Raw genomic sequence first — 18,994 nt, 5'->3', positions numbered from 1 at the left:
TTAAACGAACGCGAACAATGCTCTGATACCAATAATCGATAGTACAACAAAAACTAGAAGCGTGAAATAGTTCGCATAACGCTGTGATTTTTCAGATTGCGTAATTCCCCATGTTACAAGGAATGACCATAATCCATTCGCCAAGTGGAATGTCGCAGATAATACTCCTACAATGTAGAACGCCAACATGAATGGATTCGACAAAATATCCGCCATCATATTAAAGTCAGCTTCTGCCGCATTGCCCACTGCTACTTGGAAACGTGTTTCAAATACGTGCCATGCGATAAACACAACAAGCAAAATCCCAGTGTACCGCTGCAAGACCAAAAGGCGGTTGCGCAAATAGCTGTAATGGCCCACATTGTGTTTGGAAGTAAACGCTATGTATAAGCCGTAGAATGCATGATACACCAACGGTAAATAAATAACGAAAATCTCCAAGAAAATAACGAACGGCAAGTTCGCCATGAAGTGAGATGCATCATTAAATGCTGATTCACCTTGTGTTGCAAAATGGTTGACGATCAAATGCTGCGTCAGGAATAATCCGATCGGAATGATTCCAAGCAAAGAGTGCAACCTGCGCAATAAAAATTCACGATTGTTTTCCAAAATTTTTACCCTCCTCAACCCAATAATAGGCAGCCAACCGAGCTATCGATATGTTACGAAAGCATCCATTGACTGCAACTAACATCATGATACAATAATATGACATATTTATTGTACTCCGCCCCTAAAGGAGCGTCAAGGCAGCGTCAGTTTTTTGAGTAGATTCTTAGTAGAAATTTATTATATTGAAAGTAGGTTTAAAATGACCGTATCAGAAACAACGAATAATGATGATTTTGGTTACGAACTTATTCGGGACCACGTTTTACCAGATATTTTAGGAAAGAACGAAACCGACATCCTGTATTGGGCCGGCAAGTCATTGGCCCGGAAATTCCCGTTATTTGCCATGGATGAAGCCTCTGATTTTTTCCAGCAAGCAAATTTCGGTGAATTAGTGCTCGAAAAAATGTCCAAAGACGAAACCATTTTCGTTTTAACTCCCGTAAAAATCGACAACCGCTGTTTTAAACTGGAAGCCGGATTTCTCGCCCAGCAAAAACAAAAACTCAGCGGCTTTTTGACAGAAGCTTACGAGGAAGTATTTCAGAAAAAGAATATGGTCCGCATTACGTTAAAAACCGACTTGCGTGAGCAAGTGTGATTTCCTCGGGGCTGTCTCAAAAGGAAAAGCCTATGTCCATTTTGCTGGGCGTATACAGCTTTTGAAATTCGGGATTTTGGGCAAAATCAATAAAACGGACGGAGAAAAAGGAATCCTTTCTCTCCGTCCGTTTTATTTTAAAGACTTATTAGACAGCCTTTTTTGTTTTATGTAGGGAAATTAGAATATATGCGCTTCCAAAAGAGTTTGAGTGCTTTCACTTAATCTAAAGTGGCAATAACCAAATTTATGTGCGGAAACATCAGTTTGCAGGCATATGTTAATTCAAGTTAAAACGTTCCTTTTGCTTTTTCGTTTGGCTGCTTTAAGAGATAAACCCGGTTTTTATTAGCCCCTAAAGTGTCCAAATTGACCTCCGCTAACATGCGCCCGGCTACAAATCGGGACTCTATGCCACAAAAGTGAAGGAATTGCTGTGTAGTTAATTGCCTGTCTACAAGTGAAAAATATTCTTCAATGGCTAGTTTGTGCGCTGCGGCATCACGTCCGCCACAGTTAGTACAGAACCACGTTCTATGAAGGCGGCGCATTGAGTGGGAATTACAAGCGATGCAATACACTCCGCTTAATAAATCTTCACGATTTATTTGGAAATATGTACAAGCAGGAATTCTTTCGTAGGGAGTTGTGTTTAGTTCAATCAATTTTTTTATTTTTACAAGTTGAAACAAAGCTGTCTTTTGAGGATGTGCTTGAAGCAACTTATGAAGGTGGTAATGCATTTGATAAAGTTTGCAAATAGGAAAAGCGCCAGGTTTCTCGACGAACTCACAGTTTTCTGAAGTAAAGACAATCAATCCTTGAACTGGCAAGGTGATCTTTCGCTGCTTGAACCATGCTGTTAAAAAGCGAATGTGTTTGTCCATTTGGAAAGTCGGATCTTCCATGACCGCTTTTTCTCCATCGTCATCAATTTGATAAAACTCACCTGTTTCTTGATTAAACGTAATCTTTCCGCCAGTATTTATAGATTCAATGATGATAGCGCATCGCTCGGTCACTAACAAACCGTCGAGTTGCACCTTCCATTCATTCATCTCTAAATTAACATCCCATAACATTTCATAATCCTCTTCCCAATAAAACTCCTTGAAGCCTTCTTGGATTCGTTTTTCCCCTCTTTTTTCAGCTAGCGTGCGGTGAAGTTCAGATTCGATAAGTTTTCGCTGCGAATGTGTTTCATCCAGCCTGCTCAATAAAAGTTTTAAAGATTCTTCCCAAGGCAGCAATTCCACTTCTGTTTTAATAATGTACTCCTCCCTTTTCCTAATGAATTATTTAACCCTCATGCATTGAGCATACCATTAATTGACAGGCAATCGGAGCCTTGGTTTTGATTTTTTATCTAGGTTTCGCTATTGTACTGTCGTTTAAAAATACGATTTGTGTTCATTCTTGTAAATTTGTGTTCGAAATATATAACTTGTGTGCGTTAATTCATTTTTATGTTCGATAATTTACATTTGTTTTCATTTAACGAATTTTTATATGCCAAACAGCTTTTTCCAATAAAAAAAGACCCGTCAATCAACGGGCCTCAAAATAATTTATTAAAACGACAAACCATAAGCATCATGCAACGCATTTGCGGATTTTTCCATGTCGCTTGCCGGCACGACGACGGAGACTTTGATTTCGGACGTGCTGACCATTTTGACTGGAATGTCCTGCACGCGGAGAATGTCGAACATGCGCGCGGCGACACCTGGGTTTGAAACCATCCCGGAGCCAACAATGGAGACTTTCGCCAAACCCACTTCAAAATTGGCCGATGAGAAGCCGATTTCGCTGCGATAAGTTTCCAATACACGTATCGTCTCATCCAAGCTGTCTTCTTTAATTGAGAAGGACACGGACGGCGGCACTTCGTCGGAGATGCTTTGGACGATGATGTCGACATCGATGTGGTGTTCCGCAAGTTTCATGAAAATCTTGGCCAATGAGCCATTGAACGGTTTGTCGTAGCTTGCTGTTATACGGGCGATGCCCGGTTCGAACGCAACGCCTCTGACGATTAGATTTTTTTCCACAGTGATCACCTCTTGTATAGTTGTGCCCGGTTCGTCTGAATAACTCGCTCTCACCGAAAGCGGGACATTGTTGTTTTTGGCAAATTCCACCGCGCGCGGATGCAAGACGCCTGCTCCGAGATTGGCGAGCTCCAGCATTTCGTCATACGAAATTTGTTCGAGTTTCCGCGCACCTGTGACATATCGCGGATCTGACGTATAGACGCCGTCTACATCCGTGTAAATTTCGCATTTTTCCGCATTCAACGCGGCAGCGAGGGCGACTGCAGTGGTATCGGAGCCGCCGCGGCCGAGTGTTGTGATATTGCCGATTTTGTCGACGCCTTGAAATCCGGCAACGACGCAAATAAAACCGCTGTCCAGCACACGTTCCAAGCGCTCAGTGTGAATGTGTTCGATGCGTGCATTGCGCGGAACGGATTCCGTTTCGATTCCCGCCTGCCAGCCGGTAAACGACAGGGCTTCGTGGCCAAGCGATTTGAATGCCATCGCCAACAACGAAATCGTCACTTGCTCGCCGGTTGCGAGCAGCATGTCCATTTCCCGTTTTGGCGGCTCCGTCGAAATTTCATTCGCCAATGCCACGAGCGTGTCCGTCGTTTTGCCCATTGCTGAAACGACAATCACGACGCGGCGGCCCTGCTCTTTTTCACGGATGGCCCGTTTCGCGACTCCAATAATTTTCTCAGGAGTTGCAACCGACGTCCCTCCGAATTTCATCACACTTGTCTCCATTTTATCCACTCCCACAATTTATCCCGTTTTAACGGTCAGTAAGACTCCCGTTGTTCCAACCGGGAGTCCACTGGCCGTAAAAACCCGATTGGATCAACTAACATTCACTGGGGATGGAGCTCCCATTGAATGAAGTTTCTCTTTATGTGGCCCTCAAAAGAAAAAGAGGCAGCCCGCTGCGCTTGCAGCCAACTACCTCTTTTACCATGCACGAAAAACGTCCATGTGAGATAGCCCTCCAGAGATCGACTCTGACAGCCCGGCACTTCTTAAATGCAGAACCAGCATGCGTGTCTACAGCAACATCGCACACTTCGGCGACCGCCCCTTTCCCCATCCTTCATCGACTCTGTCTGTCTCGGAATGGGTACTTTTGACGTTCGCACCTCTATCACCACTCGTTACAAGTGATTCAATTATGCTATTACGATAGCATACTATTTTTCGGTTGACAATGTTTCTTCACTAAAATGCTTTTGAATCGACAACGCTAATCCGACGGGCATTCCCGCTTCTTTCAATTCTTCCACGGATGCCTCTTTTATTTTCTTCACCGAACCGAAATGCTTCAGCAATTGCTGCTTGCGTTTTGGCCCGACGCCTTCTAAATTATCAAGGGAAGAAGTAATGGCGTTTTTCCCCCGCAGCTGGCGGTGGAACGTAATAACAAAACGGTGGACTTCGTCTTGGATGCGCTGCAGCAAGTAAAACGCTTCACTTGTTCGTTTAAGCGGCACCATTTCAATCGGCGAGCCGTACAATAGTTGTGATGTTTGGTGCTTGGCGTCTTTCGCAAGTCCAGCGATCGGAATCGACAAGCCCAATTCGTCTTCCAAAATTTCGCGCGCCGATTCGATTTGCCCTTTGCCCCCGTCAATAATGATTAAATCCGGAAGTGGCAAGTTGTCTTTTAAGACGCGGGTATAGCGGCGGCGGATGACTTCGCGCATCGCTGCGTAATCATCAGGTTTTGACGCATTGCGTGTTTTGTATTTCCGGTAATCTTTTTTAGATGGCTTGCCGTCAATAAATGTAATCATCGCCGATACCGCGTCGGCGCCTTGAATATGCGAGTTGTCAAACGCTTCGATGCGCAGCGGCGTTTCAATGTTCATCGCTTCGCCGAGCTCGACGCACGCACCGATCGTTTTCGTTTCTTGGCGTTCCAACAGCTGGAATTTTTCTTTGATGGCTATTTCAGCGTTTTTCTTCGCGAGTTCAACCAAATCTTTTTTCTTGCCCCGCTGCGGCACAAGCGCCCGGACATCGAGCCACTCCCTTACCAAATCGGCGTCTTCGCCTTCCGGCAATAAAACCTCATTGGGCTTGACGTGGTGCGATTGCTCGTAAAACTGGCCGAGGAATGTCATGAATTCTTCCTGCGGGTCCCGGTATAGCGGGAATAACGAAACGTCGCGTTCGATCAGCTTGCCTTGGCGCACAAAAAACACTTGGACGCACATCCAGCCTTTGTCGACCGCATAAGCAAACACATCGCGGTTGGTGAAATCGTTCATCGCCATTTTCTGCTTTTCCATAACGGTCTCGATATGGGAAATTTGGTCGCGGTATTCTTTCGCCCGCTCGAATTCCAGATTTTCTGCCGCTTCGGACATTTTTTCCACCAACTGCTGTTTGACTTCCCGGAAGCCGCCGTTCAAGAATTTCGTAATGCCGTCAATCATTTCTTGGTAGGTTTCTCGTTCGACCGGTTTGATGCACGGCGCCAAACATTGCCCCATGTGGTAATAAAGGCAAGCCCGGTCTGGCATCTGATGGCATTTCCGCAATGGATACAGCCGGTCGAGCAATTTTTTCGTTTCGCTTGCCGCAAAGGCATTCGGATAAGGGCCGAAATACTTGCCTTTGTCTTTTTTAACTTGACGAGTGGTAATCAGCTTCGGATGGCGTTCCCCCGTTATTTTTAAATACGGGTAGGTTTTGTCATCTTTTAGCATGATGTTGTATTTCGGGTCGTGTTTTTTGATTAAGTTTAGTTCCAAAATGAGCGCTTCTTTATCAGAACTGGTAACAATGTATTCAAAATCCTCGATTTCATTTACCAGGCGCTGTGTTTTCGTATCATGGCTTCCCGTAAAATAAGAACGTACACGGTTTTTCAACACTTTCGCCTTGCCCACATAAATGATGGTATTTTGGCGGTCTTTCATCAAATAACATCCCGGCTGGTCGGGAAGGATCGCCAATTTATGCGATATCAATTCGTTTTTCATCATATCACCCTATTAAAAAACCGGGCCACCCAGGACCCGGTTTAGAATTAATTATGCGTGTTGGTTAACCAATTCAGCTAATGCTTCTTTTGGTCTGAAACCGACTACTTTATCAACTGTTTCTCCGTCTTTCATCAATAGAAGAGTCGGAATTGACATGATGCCGTAGTTTCCTGCTGTTTCTTGGTTTTCATCAACGTCTACTTTGACGATTTTCACTTTATCGCTCATTTCAGCGTCAAGTTCTTCCAATACTGGAGCAATCATTTTACAAGGTCCGCACCAAGTCGCCCAAAAGTCGACTAGTACTAATCCTTCTGCGATTTCTTGTGAAAAGTTCTGATCTGTGCCGTGTACAATTGCCATTAATAATTCCTCCTTATTTGTAAACCATTACTATAATACAGATTATAGCATGCGCTTTTTTCACTAGCTATTTATTTGCCTGTAGTTTATTTACCCGTATTTTTCCAGGATTAAACGAATAAAAGCGGCCTTGCAGTTAAGAAGGCCGCCCCCAAAAATTACATTACTTTACGGAATTCTTCCGTCAGCATTGGAATGACTTCGAACAAGTCACCTACGATGCCGTAATCCGCTACTTTGAAAATGTTCGCTTCTGGGTCTTTATTGATCGCAACAATGACTTTCGAGTTGGACATTCCCGCTAAATGCTGGATCGCTCCGGAAATGCCGGCTGCAATATAAAGGTCGGGTGTTACCACTTTTCCTGTTTGTCCGATTTGCAGCGAATAGTCCACATAGTCTGCGTCACATGCTCCGCGAGAAGCGCCAACCGCTCCGCCTAACAGGTTCGCAAGTTCTTGCAACGGTCCAAAGCCTTCTGCACTTTTCACGCCGCGGCCGCCGGCAATGATAACTTTCGCTTCCGAAAGATCGACGCCTTCCGCTGATTTGCGGACCACGTTTTTGATAATCGTGCGCAAGTTTGTGATGTCGACTGATAGTGAGCTGACGTCGCCTGAACGCTCTTCACGCGCAAGCGGTGCAATGTTGTTTGGCCGGATTGTAACGAAAACTGTACCTTCTTTGATGGTCTTTTTCTCAAACGCTTTACCGGAATAGATCGGGCGAATAAATACAGCATCATCGCCTTCTCCTTCGATTGCCGTTACATCAGAAACAAGGCCTGCTTGAAGCTTCGATGCAATTTTCGGTGATAAGTCTTTCCCGACAGCTGTGTGGCCGAAAACCAAAGCGTCTGGGCTTTCTTGCTCAATAACAGCCATGAACGCTTGCCCGTAACCGTCAGATGTATATGATTTCAAATGCGGATGCTCAACTGTGATGACGCGGTCAGCTCCGTAATTGATAAGTTCAGCTCCAAATTCGCTCACTGCGTCTCCAAGCAAAACGCTGACGACTTCGCCACCGTCTGAAATTTGTTTCGCAGCGGCAATAGCTTCAAATGATACGTTGCGCAATGCGCCTTCGCGCGTTTCGCCCAACACTAATACTTTTTTCGACATAGTCCGTTTACCCCCTAAGTAGATGTGAAAAATTGATTTTATATAAGTTCACCAAAATAAATCGATTATCATTAAGCCGCTTCGGTCACTTTGGGCATGGCTCCCACCAGAAGCCGGGAAGAACATCCGTCTTCTGGCTTCGCCTAGCCCCTGGACGCGCCGAAGCTACAATATTTCTTAATACAAAAAGAGACTAAATGTAAAATTGCTTTCTTATTACTTGTTGGTTAGAAGATATGGAGCAAAACAGCGGAGAAAAACTTACTGCTCCTGCAGTGCTGCGCACTTCGTCGCAAAGACATCGACCGAACTACCTTCGGTCAATGTCTTGCCTGCGGGATAGCGAAGTGCCGAAATCCACTCGGGCGTTTAGCCAAGTCTTGACCGAAGCCTGCGAGGGCAAGGCTTTGCGACGAAGCTAGCGCAGCGATGCAGGAGCACGGGTTTTAGTTAGTTCGGCGCGAGCCCGCGGAAAGCGCAGCTGTTTTGCGGAATATCAGCAATTACAAAAGTTAAATTCAACATATTATAAATATCTCAGTATCTTATTTTTTTATAATCAAATAACTTTCGCTTCGTTGCGCAATAAGCCGACTAGTTCAGATACTTGGTTTGTCAAATCGCCTTCTAATACACGGCCAGCCGCTTTTTTCGGCGGCAGGTAGATTTCAAGCGTTTCTGTTTTTGGTTCAACATCGTCTTCTTCGATGTCCAAATCATCCAATTCCAGTTCTTCAAGCGGTTTTTTCTTCGCTTTCATGATTCCTGGAAGCGACGGATAGCGAGGTTCATTCAATCCTTGCTGCGCTGTTACCAATAAAGGAAGCGACGTTTCAAGTTCTTCTGCGTCTCCTTCGATATCGCGGACGATTGTTACGGTCGTTCCGTCGATTTCAAGGCTTGTGATCGTCGTTACGTAGTTAATTCCTAATAGATCCGCTACGCGAGGTCCGACTTGGCCTGAACCGCCGTCGATTGCCACGTTGCCGGCAAGAATCAAGTCTGCTTCTTTATCTTTCAAGTATTCAGCCAGTATGTATGCTGTGGTATACTGATCCATCTCATCTAAATCGTCTTCCGTGTTGATCAATACGGCTTTATCTGCACCCATCGCAAGCGCTGTGCGCAATTGTTTTTCAGCTTCTTCGCCGCCGATTGTTACGACAGTGACTTCGCCGCCTTGTGCGTCGCGTACGGTAATTGCTTCTTCAATCGCGTATTCGTCATATGGATTGATGATGAATTCCGCGCCATCTTCTTGGATCTTCCCATTAGAAATCACCAATTTTTCTTCTGTGTCAAACGTACGTTTTAACAATACATAAATGTTCATGAACATAAACCTCCCAAGTATTAGTTCCCTTTAAATTGTGCTTCGCGTTTTTCCAGGAATGCCTGGATGCCTTCTTTTGCATCTTCTGAAACAAAAACGGTGCCGAACGATTGGGCTTCTGCCGCAACGCCTTCGTAATAAGAAGCGTGTTTCGCATATTGCAGCATATCGATCGCCGCTTTAACCGAAACCGGGCTTTTCTTCGCAATTTTTTTCGCAATTGAAAGCGTTTGCGGAAGTAAGTCTTCTTCGGCGAATGCGCGGTTAGCCAAGCCAAATTGCGCTGCTTCGGTTCCAGAAATCGGATCGCTCGTCAAGAGCATTTCAGCTGCTTTGGCCACTCCGACATATCTTGGCAAACGCTGTGTCCCTGCAAAGCCAGGAATCAGCCCAAGCTGAAGTTCCGGCAATCCTAGTTTAGCATTTTCGGAGACAAAACGCATATGGCAACCCATTGCCAATTCCAAACCGCCGCCAAGCGCTGCTCCATGAATCGCTGCGATCACCGGTTTGTGGAATTTTTCAACTCGTTCAAATACTTCTTGTCCGCTCGCAGAAAGCTTTGAAAATTCTTCTCCAGAGCTGACTTGCGTAAATTCTTTGATGTCAGCTCCAGCTGAAAAGAACCGGCCTTCTCCATGCAAAACGATGACGCGGACCTCTTTGTCCTCTGCCACCTGGTTCAACAATTCGTCTACTTCTAAAATTAGGGAACGCGATAAAGCGTTTGCAGGAGGGCGGTTAATTGTTGCAATTGCGACGCCATCTTCCTTTTTCCAGCTAATGAATTCCATTTTATAAACCCCTTTCTTCTGAGCGCATGCCTTTCATCAATAAATGATGAACCTTGGGCGCCAATTCGACTAGATTGTACTTATGGTCATTCATGACCCAAGTAGTAATCGTCTCATCCATTGTACCGAAAACCATCTGTCTTGCTAAACGAATATCCATCGAAGGATCAAATTCGCCGTTTTCCATTCCGCTTACCAATATTTTATCCATCAACAATAAATACTCTCGTAAGACGCCATTGATTTTCATACGAATTTCGGTGTTTGATTGCCGAAGTTCCAATTGGGTGACGATGGCCAAATGCAAATCGTTGGCTAATAAATTAAAATGGCTTTCAATCATTAACCCCAATTTTTCCGACGCTTTTATTTCCTGCGTGAGAATTTCTTCTAGTTTGCTGACAAACACACCCATTTTTTCTTGGAAAACCGAAATGAGAATGTCTTCTTTGTTTTTAAAATACAAGTAGATTGTACCATCAGCTACTCCTGCTTGCTTTGCAATTTTGGAGACTTGCGCTTGATGATAGCCGTTTTCTGCAATCACCACGACTGCCGCATCGATGATTTGCTTGTATTTTGGTTTTTCCTTTTTCACCAACTCATCACCACCCAAAAAAATATGAAAATATGAATGGCGGTTCATTCATATTTTCATATTATAGTTAATGCCTTATAGTGTCAAGCTTTATCCAATGCCAGCTTAGAAAGTTGCTGGTTAAGATGGAACCGCTTCGTTTTGCTTCGCGGTTTCTTCGTCAACCAATGCGCGGCGCAGGATTTTGCCTACAGCGGTTTTTGGCAGTTCTTTACGGAATTCATAAATGCGCGGCACTTTGAACGCAGCCAAATGTTCCCGGCAATACAAGTTGAATTCCTCTTCTGTTACATTATACCCTTCTTTTTGCACAATGTAAGCCTTTACTGTTTCTCCACGGTATGGATCTGGAATGCCGGCTACGACACATTCCTGAATCGCTTCATGTTCATACAATACTTCTTCAATTTCCCTCGGATAAATGTTAAAGCCTCCTGCGATGATCATGTCTTTCTTGCGGTCTACAATAAAGAAATGGCCGCTTTCATCCATATAGCCAAGATCGCCAGTTAATAACCAGCCGTTTACGATGGTTGCTGCTGTATCATCCGGGCGTTTCCAATAGCCCCTCATCACTTGCGGCCCTTTAATGGCAATTTCCCCAATTTCTCCGACTGAAACAGGTTCCGTCGTGCCCGGCAAGAAAATCTGGCAATCCGTATCCGGATACGGCAAACCGATAGACCCTTTTGTCCGTTCTCCCCATACCAGATTGGAATGCGTAACTGGAGAGGTTTCAGTCAATCCATATCCTTCAACCAACTTCCCGCCTGTAATCGACTCGAACTTTTCCTGTACTTCTGCCGGCAGCGGCGCTGAACCGCTTAAACATGCTTCGATGGAAGACAAATCGTACTTGGCAATATCCGGGTGGTTCATCAAACCGATGTAAAGCGTCGGCGCTCCCGGGAACAAAGTCGGTTTTTGCCTGTTAATGGTTTTTAATGCCGTTTCCGGTTCAAATTTTGGCAGCAATACCATTTTATTTCCTTGCATCACTGACAAAATAAGAACCGTCGTGAGGCCATAGACATGAAATAACGGGATGATCCCCATAATGGTTTCTTCGCCTTTTTTGCATTTGTACAGCCAAGTGTCGCACATGGTCGCGTTGGAAATTAAGTTTTTGTGCGTCAGCATAACCCCTTTCGGCGATCCGGTAGTCCCACCGGTATATTGAAGCAACGCCAAATCTTCTTCAAAGTCGAACGCCGGTTTTTCAACGGTTGTTGAAGCGGATTTCATGATTTCCGTAAACAAGTGGTTGATGCCGCGATGTTCAACTTTCACGACCATGCCATATTGTTTTTTCTGGATGAAGGGATAAACAATGTTTTTAGGGAATGGAAGATATTCTTTTATGCCGGTAATGATGAGGTTTTCAATATCAGTTTCCTGCACCGCATTTGTAATGCGCGGGAACAAAATATCGAGTGCAACGATGGCACGGGCGCCAGAATCTTTCAGTTGGTAGGCCACTTCTCGTTCCGTGTAAAGAGGATTCGTCATGACGACGACGCCGCCTGCATACAACACGCCATAAAAGCTGATTACCGCTTGTGGACAGTTCGGCAGCATGATGGAAACTCGGTCTCCTTTTTGGATGCCGAGCTTCTGCAAATAATTTGCAAACTTCTGTGCCGATTCAAAGAGCTCTTCGTACGTAATTTCTTTCCCCATAAAATGAATTGCGTTTTTTTCCGGGAATTCTTTGTAGGCTTGGGTCAAATACTCTTGTACCGGAATGCTCGGATAGTCAAGCGTATGCGGAACCTCTGGTGGATAATGGGCAAGCCATGGCTTTTGGGTCATTCTTTCTACCTCCTATTCGTTTTAAATAGCGCAAATATTCCTACTTTTATTATAGTAAATAATGACAACGCTTACAAACTATATTTTAAAAGAAACAAGCGGAGGGCTTTTATGCCCGCCGCTTGTTTCTCTAAATAATAAATAAAAAGACAATCCCGACAAGGATGAACAAGATGCAGCAAACAAACAAAATTTTGATGAGGTTTTCCAATTTGTCCAACTCCTAAGAAATACTTGCCCCGATTACATACGATAATCCAACCGAAATAGTCAATGAGATAAACCCTACCGAGCGATTGTCGTTTTCGATTTCATCGTCCACATTAAATTTAGGTGTTAAAAATTCAAACAACACATAAGCAAAAATGAGAAGCGTAAAACCGTACAGCCCCCAGCCGATCATTTCAAGCAGCGAACTGTGCCGCTCAATCGAAAACCGGAAAATATTGGTGACTCCGAATATTTTGCCGCCGGTTGCCATCGCAACTGCCACATTGCCTTTTTTGATTTCTTCCCAGTTTTTATACTTTGTAATAATTTCAAAAATCACCATCGAAACAATCAAACACAAAACGACTACACTAAAATAGCCGGCGGTTTCGACGAGCGGATGGGTCCAGAATCCAGTTTCCGACATGATCATTCTCCCTTTTCCAAAATCACTTTAACTCAGCAACAGTTACACCAGAGCCGCCTTCACCAGCTTCACCGAAACGGTAGCTTTTGACGCGAGGGTGTTTTTTCAAATATTGCTGCACCCCTTGCCGAAGTGCGCCTGTGCCTTTTCCGTGGATGATCGATACTTGGTGGTAATTCGATAATAAAGCATCATCAATGTATTTTTCAACACGAGCCAGTGCATCTTCATATCGCTCGCCCCGCAAATCAAGTTCCAGCTTCACAGCAGAATCACGATTTTTAAGCGTCGCCATCGTACGGGTTTCTTTTTGTTTTTCTGGTTTGGTGTAAGACAAATCGGATTCCGGCAATTTCATTTTTAAGATCCCAATTTGGACAATCCATTCTTTATCGGATACTTTTTCAACCAGCGTCCCTTTTTGTCCGAATGAAATGACTTTTACTTCATCATTCGCTTTGAGTTCGCGGGTTTGATTGGCTTTCGCTGCTTTTTTCAAGACGCGGTTTTCAGGCATGGCAGCTTCCAGCCGCTTTTTGGCATCGATCAATTGATGCTCTTTGACAGTTGAAGCTTGGTTCATTTGCATTTTGCGCAATTCGGACATGACCGCTTCCGCTTCACGTGTTGCTTGCTCCACAATTTTGCGCGCTTTTTCTTTCGCTTTTTCTTCTAAGCGCTCTTTTTGATTTTCGTATTCTTTTAACTGGCCTTCCAGTTCTTTTTTCAGCCGTTCGGATTCTTGCAGCACTTCGCTTGACTGTTCTGCATCCCGTTCAGCTTCCCGCCGGCTCTTTTCAAGAGACGCGATCATCGAATCCACTTCACGGCGATCGGTGCCCGTAAAGCTTTTCGCGTGCTTGATGATGTGTTCCGGCAGGCCGAGGCGTTTTGAAATTTCAAACGCGTTGCTTCGGCCCGGCACCCCAATCAAGAGTTTATACGTCGGACTAAGTGTTTCCACATCAAATTCCACGCTGGCATTGGCTACGCCTGGACGATTAAAGCCATACGCCTTCAATTCTGGATAATGCGTCGTCGCAATGACGCGCGCGCCTCTTCCATGCACTTCATCGAGTAACGAAATGGCAAGCGCCGCGCCTTCTTGCGGGTCAGTTCCGGCTCCGAGCTCATCAAAAATAACGAGCGAATTTTCGTCGAATTTCGTTAAGATATCCACAATATTGACCATATGAGACGAAAACGTACTCAGGCTTTGTTCAATCGACTGCTCGTCTCCGATATCGGCAAAAATCTGGTCGAATACGGCAAGTTCCGAACCATCGAGCGCAGGGACTGGCAAGCCGGCTTGCGCCATCATCGTGCAAAGGCCGAGCGTTTTCAGGGTGACCGTCTTCCCGCCTGTATTCGGTCCGGTAATAACGATCGCCGTGATGTCGCCGCCGAACTCAATGTCATTGGCCACCACTTCATCGATCGGAATCAACGGATGGCGGGCTTTCCGAAGATTAATGTAGCCGTCTTTGTTCATGATCGGTTTTGAGCATTTATTGGCCGCACCGTATTTGGCTTTCGCCAATATCAAATCGATTTCTCCGAGCACTTCGACCAATACAAACAATTCATGCGCCACTTCCTGCACTTGTGCGGATAACATCAGGAGAATGCGGTCGATTTCTTCTTTTTCTTTTACTTTCAGACGGCGCACTTCGTTGTTCGCTTGCACCACTGCATCCGGTTCAATAAATAAGGTCTGGCCTGAAGACGACGAATCGTGGACAATGCCGCCGTAATGACTGCGGTATTCCTGTTTTACAGGAATCACAAAGCGGTCGTTGCGGATGGTCACGATCGAGTCAGACAGCATTTTTGATGCGTTTTTGCCGCGCACCAAGCTTTCTAGACGTTCCCGAACGCGGCTTTCCTGCGAACGAAGCTGCTGGCGAATGGATCGCAGCGCAGGGCTCGCACTGTCCAACACGCCGCCGTTGTCGTCGATGCACATATTAATGTCGTGTTCAAGCTGAGTCAAAATTGGCATCGCTTCTTTTTTCTCTAGAAAATGCGGAATGTCGATGCCGCCATCTTCGTGGATGCCTTCAAAAAATTGGCGCAATATCCGGCTCGCCCGAATTGTGGAAGACACTTCCATCAATTCCATCGGGCTCAAGCTTCCGCCGATCTGCGCGCGTTTTGCATGCATGCGGATATCGAAAATCCCGCCCATCGGCACATTGCCTTTGACGCGGAGCACATTTGATCCTTCATCCATTTGGTCCAAAAGAATTTGCACTTCATGTATATTCGTAGAAGGAACCAATCCTTCAACGTGCGATCGTCCAAGTGATGAGGTACAGAAACGCGCCACTTCATCACGGATTTTAAAATATTCAAGCGTCCTTAGCGCACGTTCTGCGATCAAAGGAAACACCTCCTACTTTTTCAGGTATTCTTTCAATTTCTCAAGCGGCCATGTGTTGACGACATGGTCTTTTTTCAGCCAAGCTTTTTGGGCATGTTTGACTCCGGTTTCCATCACCGGCAATTGGTCAATGGCATGGGCATCGGTATTGATCGCCACCGGCACCCCTTTTTCCTGCGCCATTTCCAAATGCTCAACCGCCATATCCAAACGGTACGGACTGGCATTCAGCTCTACGATTTTACCATATTCCTTTGCCCAGTTCAGCAATTGCTCCATATCGGGATCATAGCCGATGCGCTGGCCGACAATGCGCCCGGTCGGATGGGCAATCATATCGACATGCGGATTTTTCATCGCCGTAAGCAGGCGTGCCATGATTTGTTCCTGCGGCTGCTGGAAGCTCGAATGGATGCTCGCTATGACAAAATCCAATTGTTCCAGCACCTCATCGTCAAAATCGAGCGAGCCGTCCGGCAAAATGTCCATTTCCGTACCAGACAACACTTCGATATCGCTATAGGTTTTATTCAATTCGCGGATTTCCGCATTTTGTTTTAATAAACGCTCTGGCGACAAGCCATTCGCCACTTTCAAATAATGCGAATGGTCAGTGATGACCATATAGTCGTAGCCGCGGCCGCGGCACGCATCGATCATTTCGGTCAGCGAGTGGGCGCCGTCCGACCACGTCGTGTGCATATGCAGATCGCCTTTAATGTCTTCTAGTTCCACAAGTTCCGGCAGTTCGTCGAGGCGGTCGATTTCACGTCCGTCTTCCCGTACGGTCGGCGGGATAAACGGCAAATCGAAATGCGCGTAAAACTCGGTTTCCGATTTGAATGTCTCGATCGAGCCGTCGGGCTGCTCCACACCGTATTCGCTGATTTTCTTGTTTTGCGATTTTGCCAATTGGCGCATTTTAACGTTGTGGTCTTTCGATCCCGTAAAATGATGCAGCGCCGTCACGAATTCTTCCGGCGCAACCAAGCGGAAATCCACATCGATCATTTCCTGGAACTCTACTGTTACGGACACTTTCGTATCGCCGGAAGCAATCGTTTCTTCAATCGGCAAGGCGGCCAGCAATTGCTCTTTTACTACTGCCGGTTTGGCCGTAGCAATGATGAAATCCAAGTCTTTGCTCGTTTCTTTCGTTCGCCGGTAGCTTCCAGCAACGGAAAACTCACTGATTTCACTAATATTCGCCAACACATCTTCGATAAACGTCACTGCTTCTTCGGTGCGCCAAATTGGATGGCGCCCGGGTTTCGAGTCAAAATCCGTCAATTCTTTCAAAATCTTTTCTTCGGATTTCGGGCCAAATCCCGGAAGCTTTTGAATATCGTGGTTCAGGCACGCCTGCATAAGCGCGTCGGCTGAATCGATGCCAAGTTCCTTATACAGCTTGGCAATTTTCTTGCCACCCATCCCTTGCAGTTTCAAAAGCGGAACGAGCCCTTTTGGCACTTCTTCTTGAAGTTCTTCCAGCACGGCCGATTTGCCCGTTGCCATCAAATCCAAAATAACGTCTCCGGTTCCTTTGCCGATGCCTTTTAATTTGGTGACGTCTTCAATTTCATCCAGGCTTCGCTGATCGAGTTCAAGCGCTTGCGCAGCTTTCCGGAATGCGGATACTTTAAACGGATTTTCTCCTTTTAATTCCATATATAATGCAATTTTCTCAAGCGTTCTGATGATAATTTTTTTATTCATGCAGAATCCTCCTGTTTTAGACTTGAAAAAAACTTCCCTCGGTAAGAGAGAAGTTCCTACTTACATATAAATATACCACCATTCTTTCACTTTCTCGGAGAAATAAGGCGTGTGTTCAATCATTGTTTGCGCAATTCCTGAATTCTCAATTTGGTTTTGGACCGCCTCGATTGGCAACAGCGCCAAAATGTAAATGAAAATGAACAAAATTATGTACACTTCAATTAATCCAAGAATGGCTCCAAGAATTTTGCTGGCAAAGCCAAGAATCGGCAAATACTTTAAAAAATCGAGCATGGACGCAATCAATTGCAGCCCAAACTTCACGGCAAAGAAAATAAGCGCAAACGCAAACAGCTGATAAAATGTCTGGTCCAAATCCAGCTGCTCAATTGCAATCGTAAATTGCGAATCATCGCTGACCGCTGGATACGGAATCCACAGCACAAAATATTCAGCTAACGGTTTATAATAAAGATAGGCCACACTCAGTGCGATGATAAATCCGACCATATGGATAAGCTGGACGATGAGTCCACGCTTTGCCCCAACAATGAGGCCGCCAACCAATAAAATTAATAACAATATATCTAACATGCAACGTCAACCCTTCAGTTTTCGGAGTTCAAATTCCAATTGTTCTACTTGCTCTTTCAGTTTAAGATAGTCATGTACGGCATTTACAGCAGTTAACACAGCAAGCTTTGAACTGTCGAGTGATGGGTTCATTGCATGGATCTCCCGCATTTTCTCATCTACCATCGATGCCACTAGCCGCATATGGCCGGAAGTTTCGGTGCCAACCATTTTGTAAGTATGGCCATATATTTCAACTTGTGTGCGAATTTTTTGTTGATCCGACAATGCTCCATCCCCCTTATCAATTATGCCTCGGCATAATTGCGTCTGGATTTTGAATGGCGTTTGCGCCATTAACTCCTTTCAAAATCCGTGACATCCGCCGGAGGCTCAACTTGCAGCAGCAAGTTGTTCTATACATCATCATACCATGAACACAAGCGGATTGTGAATCATAAGAAAGGAGACTCGCCTGTGCCAAACATTGTATTTAAACTTCCTGAGGAAAGTCTTCTTCAAATCATCACCCATTACAAAAGCAACGAAGCTCCCATTAAAGCGCCTTATGTCCGTTTTACCGCCAAATTGCCGGATGCCGTCATTACGGTTTATACTTCCGGCAAAACGATGTTCCAAGGAAACGGAGCTGAACGTGAAGCGGCCAAATGGGGGCAAGCCGAAAATTTCCCTGAAAAAACCATTTCGACAAAAGGCGATCAACTTCCTGCGGGCTTTGCAAAAAAATCCGTACTCGGGTCAGACGAAACCGGGACCGGCGACTTTTTCGGACCGATCACCGTGGCGGCTTGTTTTGTGCCAGCCGAAAAAGTGGAACTTGCGCACGAACTGGGTGTAAAAGATTCGAAGCTATTGACTGATGACTACATGCGAAAAATCGCACCGGATTTAAAAGAAGCGTTTGTCCACAGCGTCTTAGCCTTGAAAAATGACAAATACAACACCGTGCAAAGCAAAGGCTGGTCGCAAGGAAAAATCAAAGCCCTTTTGCATAACCAAGCATTAAAGCATGTTCTCAAAAAAATGGCGCCGAACAAACCCGATGCCATTCTGATCGACCAGTTTGCCGAGCGCAGCATTTATTACAACCACATCAAAAACGAACAAGACATTGTCCAGGAAAATGTCTTGTTTTCGACGAAAGCGGAAGGCCTCCACGTGTCGGTCGCCTGCGCTTCCATCATCGCCCGAGTCGCTTTTCTGGAAGAAATGGACCGCATGAGCAAAGAAGCAGGTGCCACATTGCCAAAAGGCGCAGGCAAAATTGTCGACGAAGCCGCGGCCAAAATTCTATTGAAACGCGGACCGGATTATTTAAAAACATTGACGAAGTTTCATTTTGCCAATACGAAAAAAGCGATGGACTTGGCGAATAAAAGACGGGGATAGAAATAG

The 18,994-nt window shown here is 45.3% G+C and carries 17 protein-coding genes and 1 riboswitch; of the genes, 2 read left to right on the top strand and 15 right to left on the bottom strand.

What is annotated here, in order from left to right; genetic code table 11:
• A complete protein-coding gene (locus tag ACRRQV_RS00830; RefSeq protein WP_432526682.1) occupies positions 1 to 615 on the bottom strand; it encodes a succinate dehydrogenase cytochrome b558 subunit in 615 nt (204 codons plus the stop codon).
• A 202-nt stretch (positions 616 to 817) separates the two neighbouring features.
• On the opposite strand from ACRRQV_RS00830, the gene ACRRQV_RS00825 reads away from it, so the two are divergent.
• Entirely contained in the window at positions 818 to 1,219 is a 402-nt protein-coding gene (locus tag ACRRQV_RS00825; RefSeq protein WP_432526680.1) for a YslB family protein, read from the top strand.
• A gap of 290 nt (positions 1,220 to 1,509) precedes the next feature.
• Here the strand turns inward: ACRRQV_RS00825 and ACRRQV_RS00820 are convergent, their stop codons facing one another.
• The 14 genes from ACRRQV_RS00820 to zapA form a co-directional block, all read right to left on the bottom strand.
• The gene (locus tag ACRRQV_RS00820) at positions 1,510 to 2,475 is read right to left on the bottom strand and encodes a nuclease-related domain-containing protein (protein ID WP_432526678.1); all 966 of its coding nucleotides are present in this window, start codon (positions 2,473 to 2,475) and stop codon (positions 1,510 to 1,512) included.
• A gap of 315 nt (positions 2,476 to 2,790) precedes the next feature.
• A complete protein-coding gene (locus tag ACRRQV_RS00815; protein WP_432526676.1) occupies positions 2,791 to 4,005 on the bottom strand; it encodes an aspartate kinase in 1,215 nt (404 codons plus the stop codon).
• Positions 4,006 to 4,228: 223 nt separating this feature from the next.
• Positions 4,229 to 4,404: riboswitch (Lysine riboswitch) on the bottom strand.
• A 38-nt stretch (positions 4,405 to 4,442) separates the two neighbouring features.
• Positions 4,443 to 6,239 carry an excinuclease ABC subunit UvrC gene (gene uvrC / locus ACRRQV_RS00810; protein ID WP_432526674.1) on the bottom strand — a complete coding sequence of 599 codons (1,797 nt, stop codon included), beginning with the start codon at positions 6,237 to 6,239 and terminating at the stop codon, positions 4,443 to 4,445.
• A gap of 51 nt (positions 6,240 to 6,290) precedes the next feature.
• On the bottom strand, positions 6,291 to 6,605 hold the full coding sequence (gene trxA, locus ACRRQV_RS00805) for a thioredoxin (RefSeq protein ID WP_106533870.1): 315 nt from the start codon (positions 6,603 to 6,605) through the stop codon (positions 6,291 to 6,293).
• Between the two features lie 158 nt (positions 6,606 to 6,763).
• Positions 6,764 to 7,729: an electron transfer flavoprotein subunit alpha/FixB family protein gene (locus ACRRQV_RS00800; protein WP_432526672.1), complete on the bottom strand. Its 966-nt coding sequence runs from the start codon at positions 7,727 to 7,729 to the stop codon at positions 6,764 to 6,766.
• Between the two features lie 559 nt (positions 7,730 to 8,288).
• Entirely contained in the window at positions 8,289 to 9,062 is a 774-nt protein-coding gene (locus tag ACRRQV_RS00795; RefSeq protein ID WP_432526670.1) for an electron transfer flavoprotein subunit beta/FixA family protein, read from the bottom strand.
• A gap of 20 nt (positions 9,063 to 9,082) precedes the next feature.
• Positions 9,083 to 9,856 carry an enoyl-CoA hydratase gene (locus tag ACRRQV_RS00790; protein ID WP_432526668.1) on the bottom strand — a complete coding sequence of 258 codons (774 nt, stop codon included), beginning with the start codon at positions 9,854 to 9,856 and terminating at the stop codon, positions 9,083 to 9,085.
• Position 9,857: 1 nt separating this feature from the next.
• Entirely contained in the window at positions 9,858 to 10,454 is a 597-nt protein-coding gene (locus tag ACRRQV_RS00785; protein ID WP_432527701.1) for a TetR/AcrR family transcriptional regulator, read from the bottom strand.
• A gap of 120 nt (positions 10,455 to 10,574) precedes the next feature.
• Entirely contained in the window at positions 10,575 to 12,266 is a 1,692-nt protein-coding gene (locus ACRRQV_RS00780; RefSeq protein WP_432526666.1) for an AMP-binding protein, read from the bottom strand.
• 223 nt (positions 12,267 to 12,489) lie between these two features.
• A complete protein-coding gene (locus ACRRQV_RS00775; protein WP_432526664.1) occupies positions 12,490 to 12,903 on the bottom strand; it encodes a DUF350 domain-containing protein in 414 nt (137 codons plus the stop codon).
• A gap of 22 nt (positions 12,904 to 12,925) precedes the next feature.
• A complete protein-coding gene (locus ACRRQV_RS00770) occupies positions 12,926 to 15,286 on the bottom strand; it encodes an endonuclease MutS2 (RefSeq protein WP_432526662.1) in 2,361 nt (786 codons plus the stop codon).
• Positions 15,287 to 15,298: 12 nt separating this feature from the next.
• Entirely contained in the window at positions 15,299 to 17,002 is a 1,704-nt protein-coding gene (gene polX / locus ACRRQV_RS00765) for a DNA polymerase/3'-5' exonuclease PolX (protein ID WP_432526660.1), read from the bottom strand.
• Between the two features lie 60 nt (positions 17,003 to 17,062).
• Entirely contained in the window at positions 17,063 to 17,599 is a 537-nt protein-coding gene (locus ACRRQV_RS00760) for a CvpA family protein (RefSeq protein WP_432526658.1), read from the bottom strand.
• 6 nt (positions 17,600 to 17,605) lie between these two features.
• Positions 17,606 to 17,866, bottom strand: coding sequence for a cell division protein ZapA (gene zapA / locus ACRRQV_RS00755; protein ID WP_432526656.1), 261 nt, complete (start codon positions 17,864 to 17,866; stop codon positions 17,606 to 17,608).
• Between the two features lie 189 nt (positions 17,867 to 18,055).
• Here zapA and rnhC point away from each other — a divergent pair, with 189 nt between their 5' ends.
• A complete protein-coding gene (gene rnhC, locus ACRRQV_RS00750) occupies positions 18,056 to 18,988 on the top strand; it encodes a ribonuclease HIII (protein WP_432526654.1) in 933 nt (310 codons plus the stop codon).
• Positions 18,989 to 18,994: the final 6 nt, after the last annotated feature.

Origin of the sequence: Planococcus sp. YIM B11945 (assembly GCF_050864155.1) — a bacterium.
In the GTDB taxonomy this organism is placed as follows: Bacteria; Bacillota; Bacilli; order Bacillales_A; family Planococcaceae; genus Planococcus.
The sequence above is the reverse complement of the archived record's forward strand: the minus strand, read 5'-3'. Positions and strand labels throughout refer to the sequence as shown.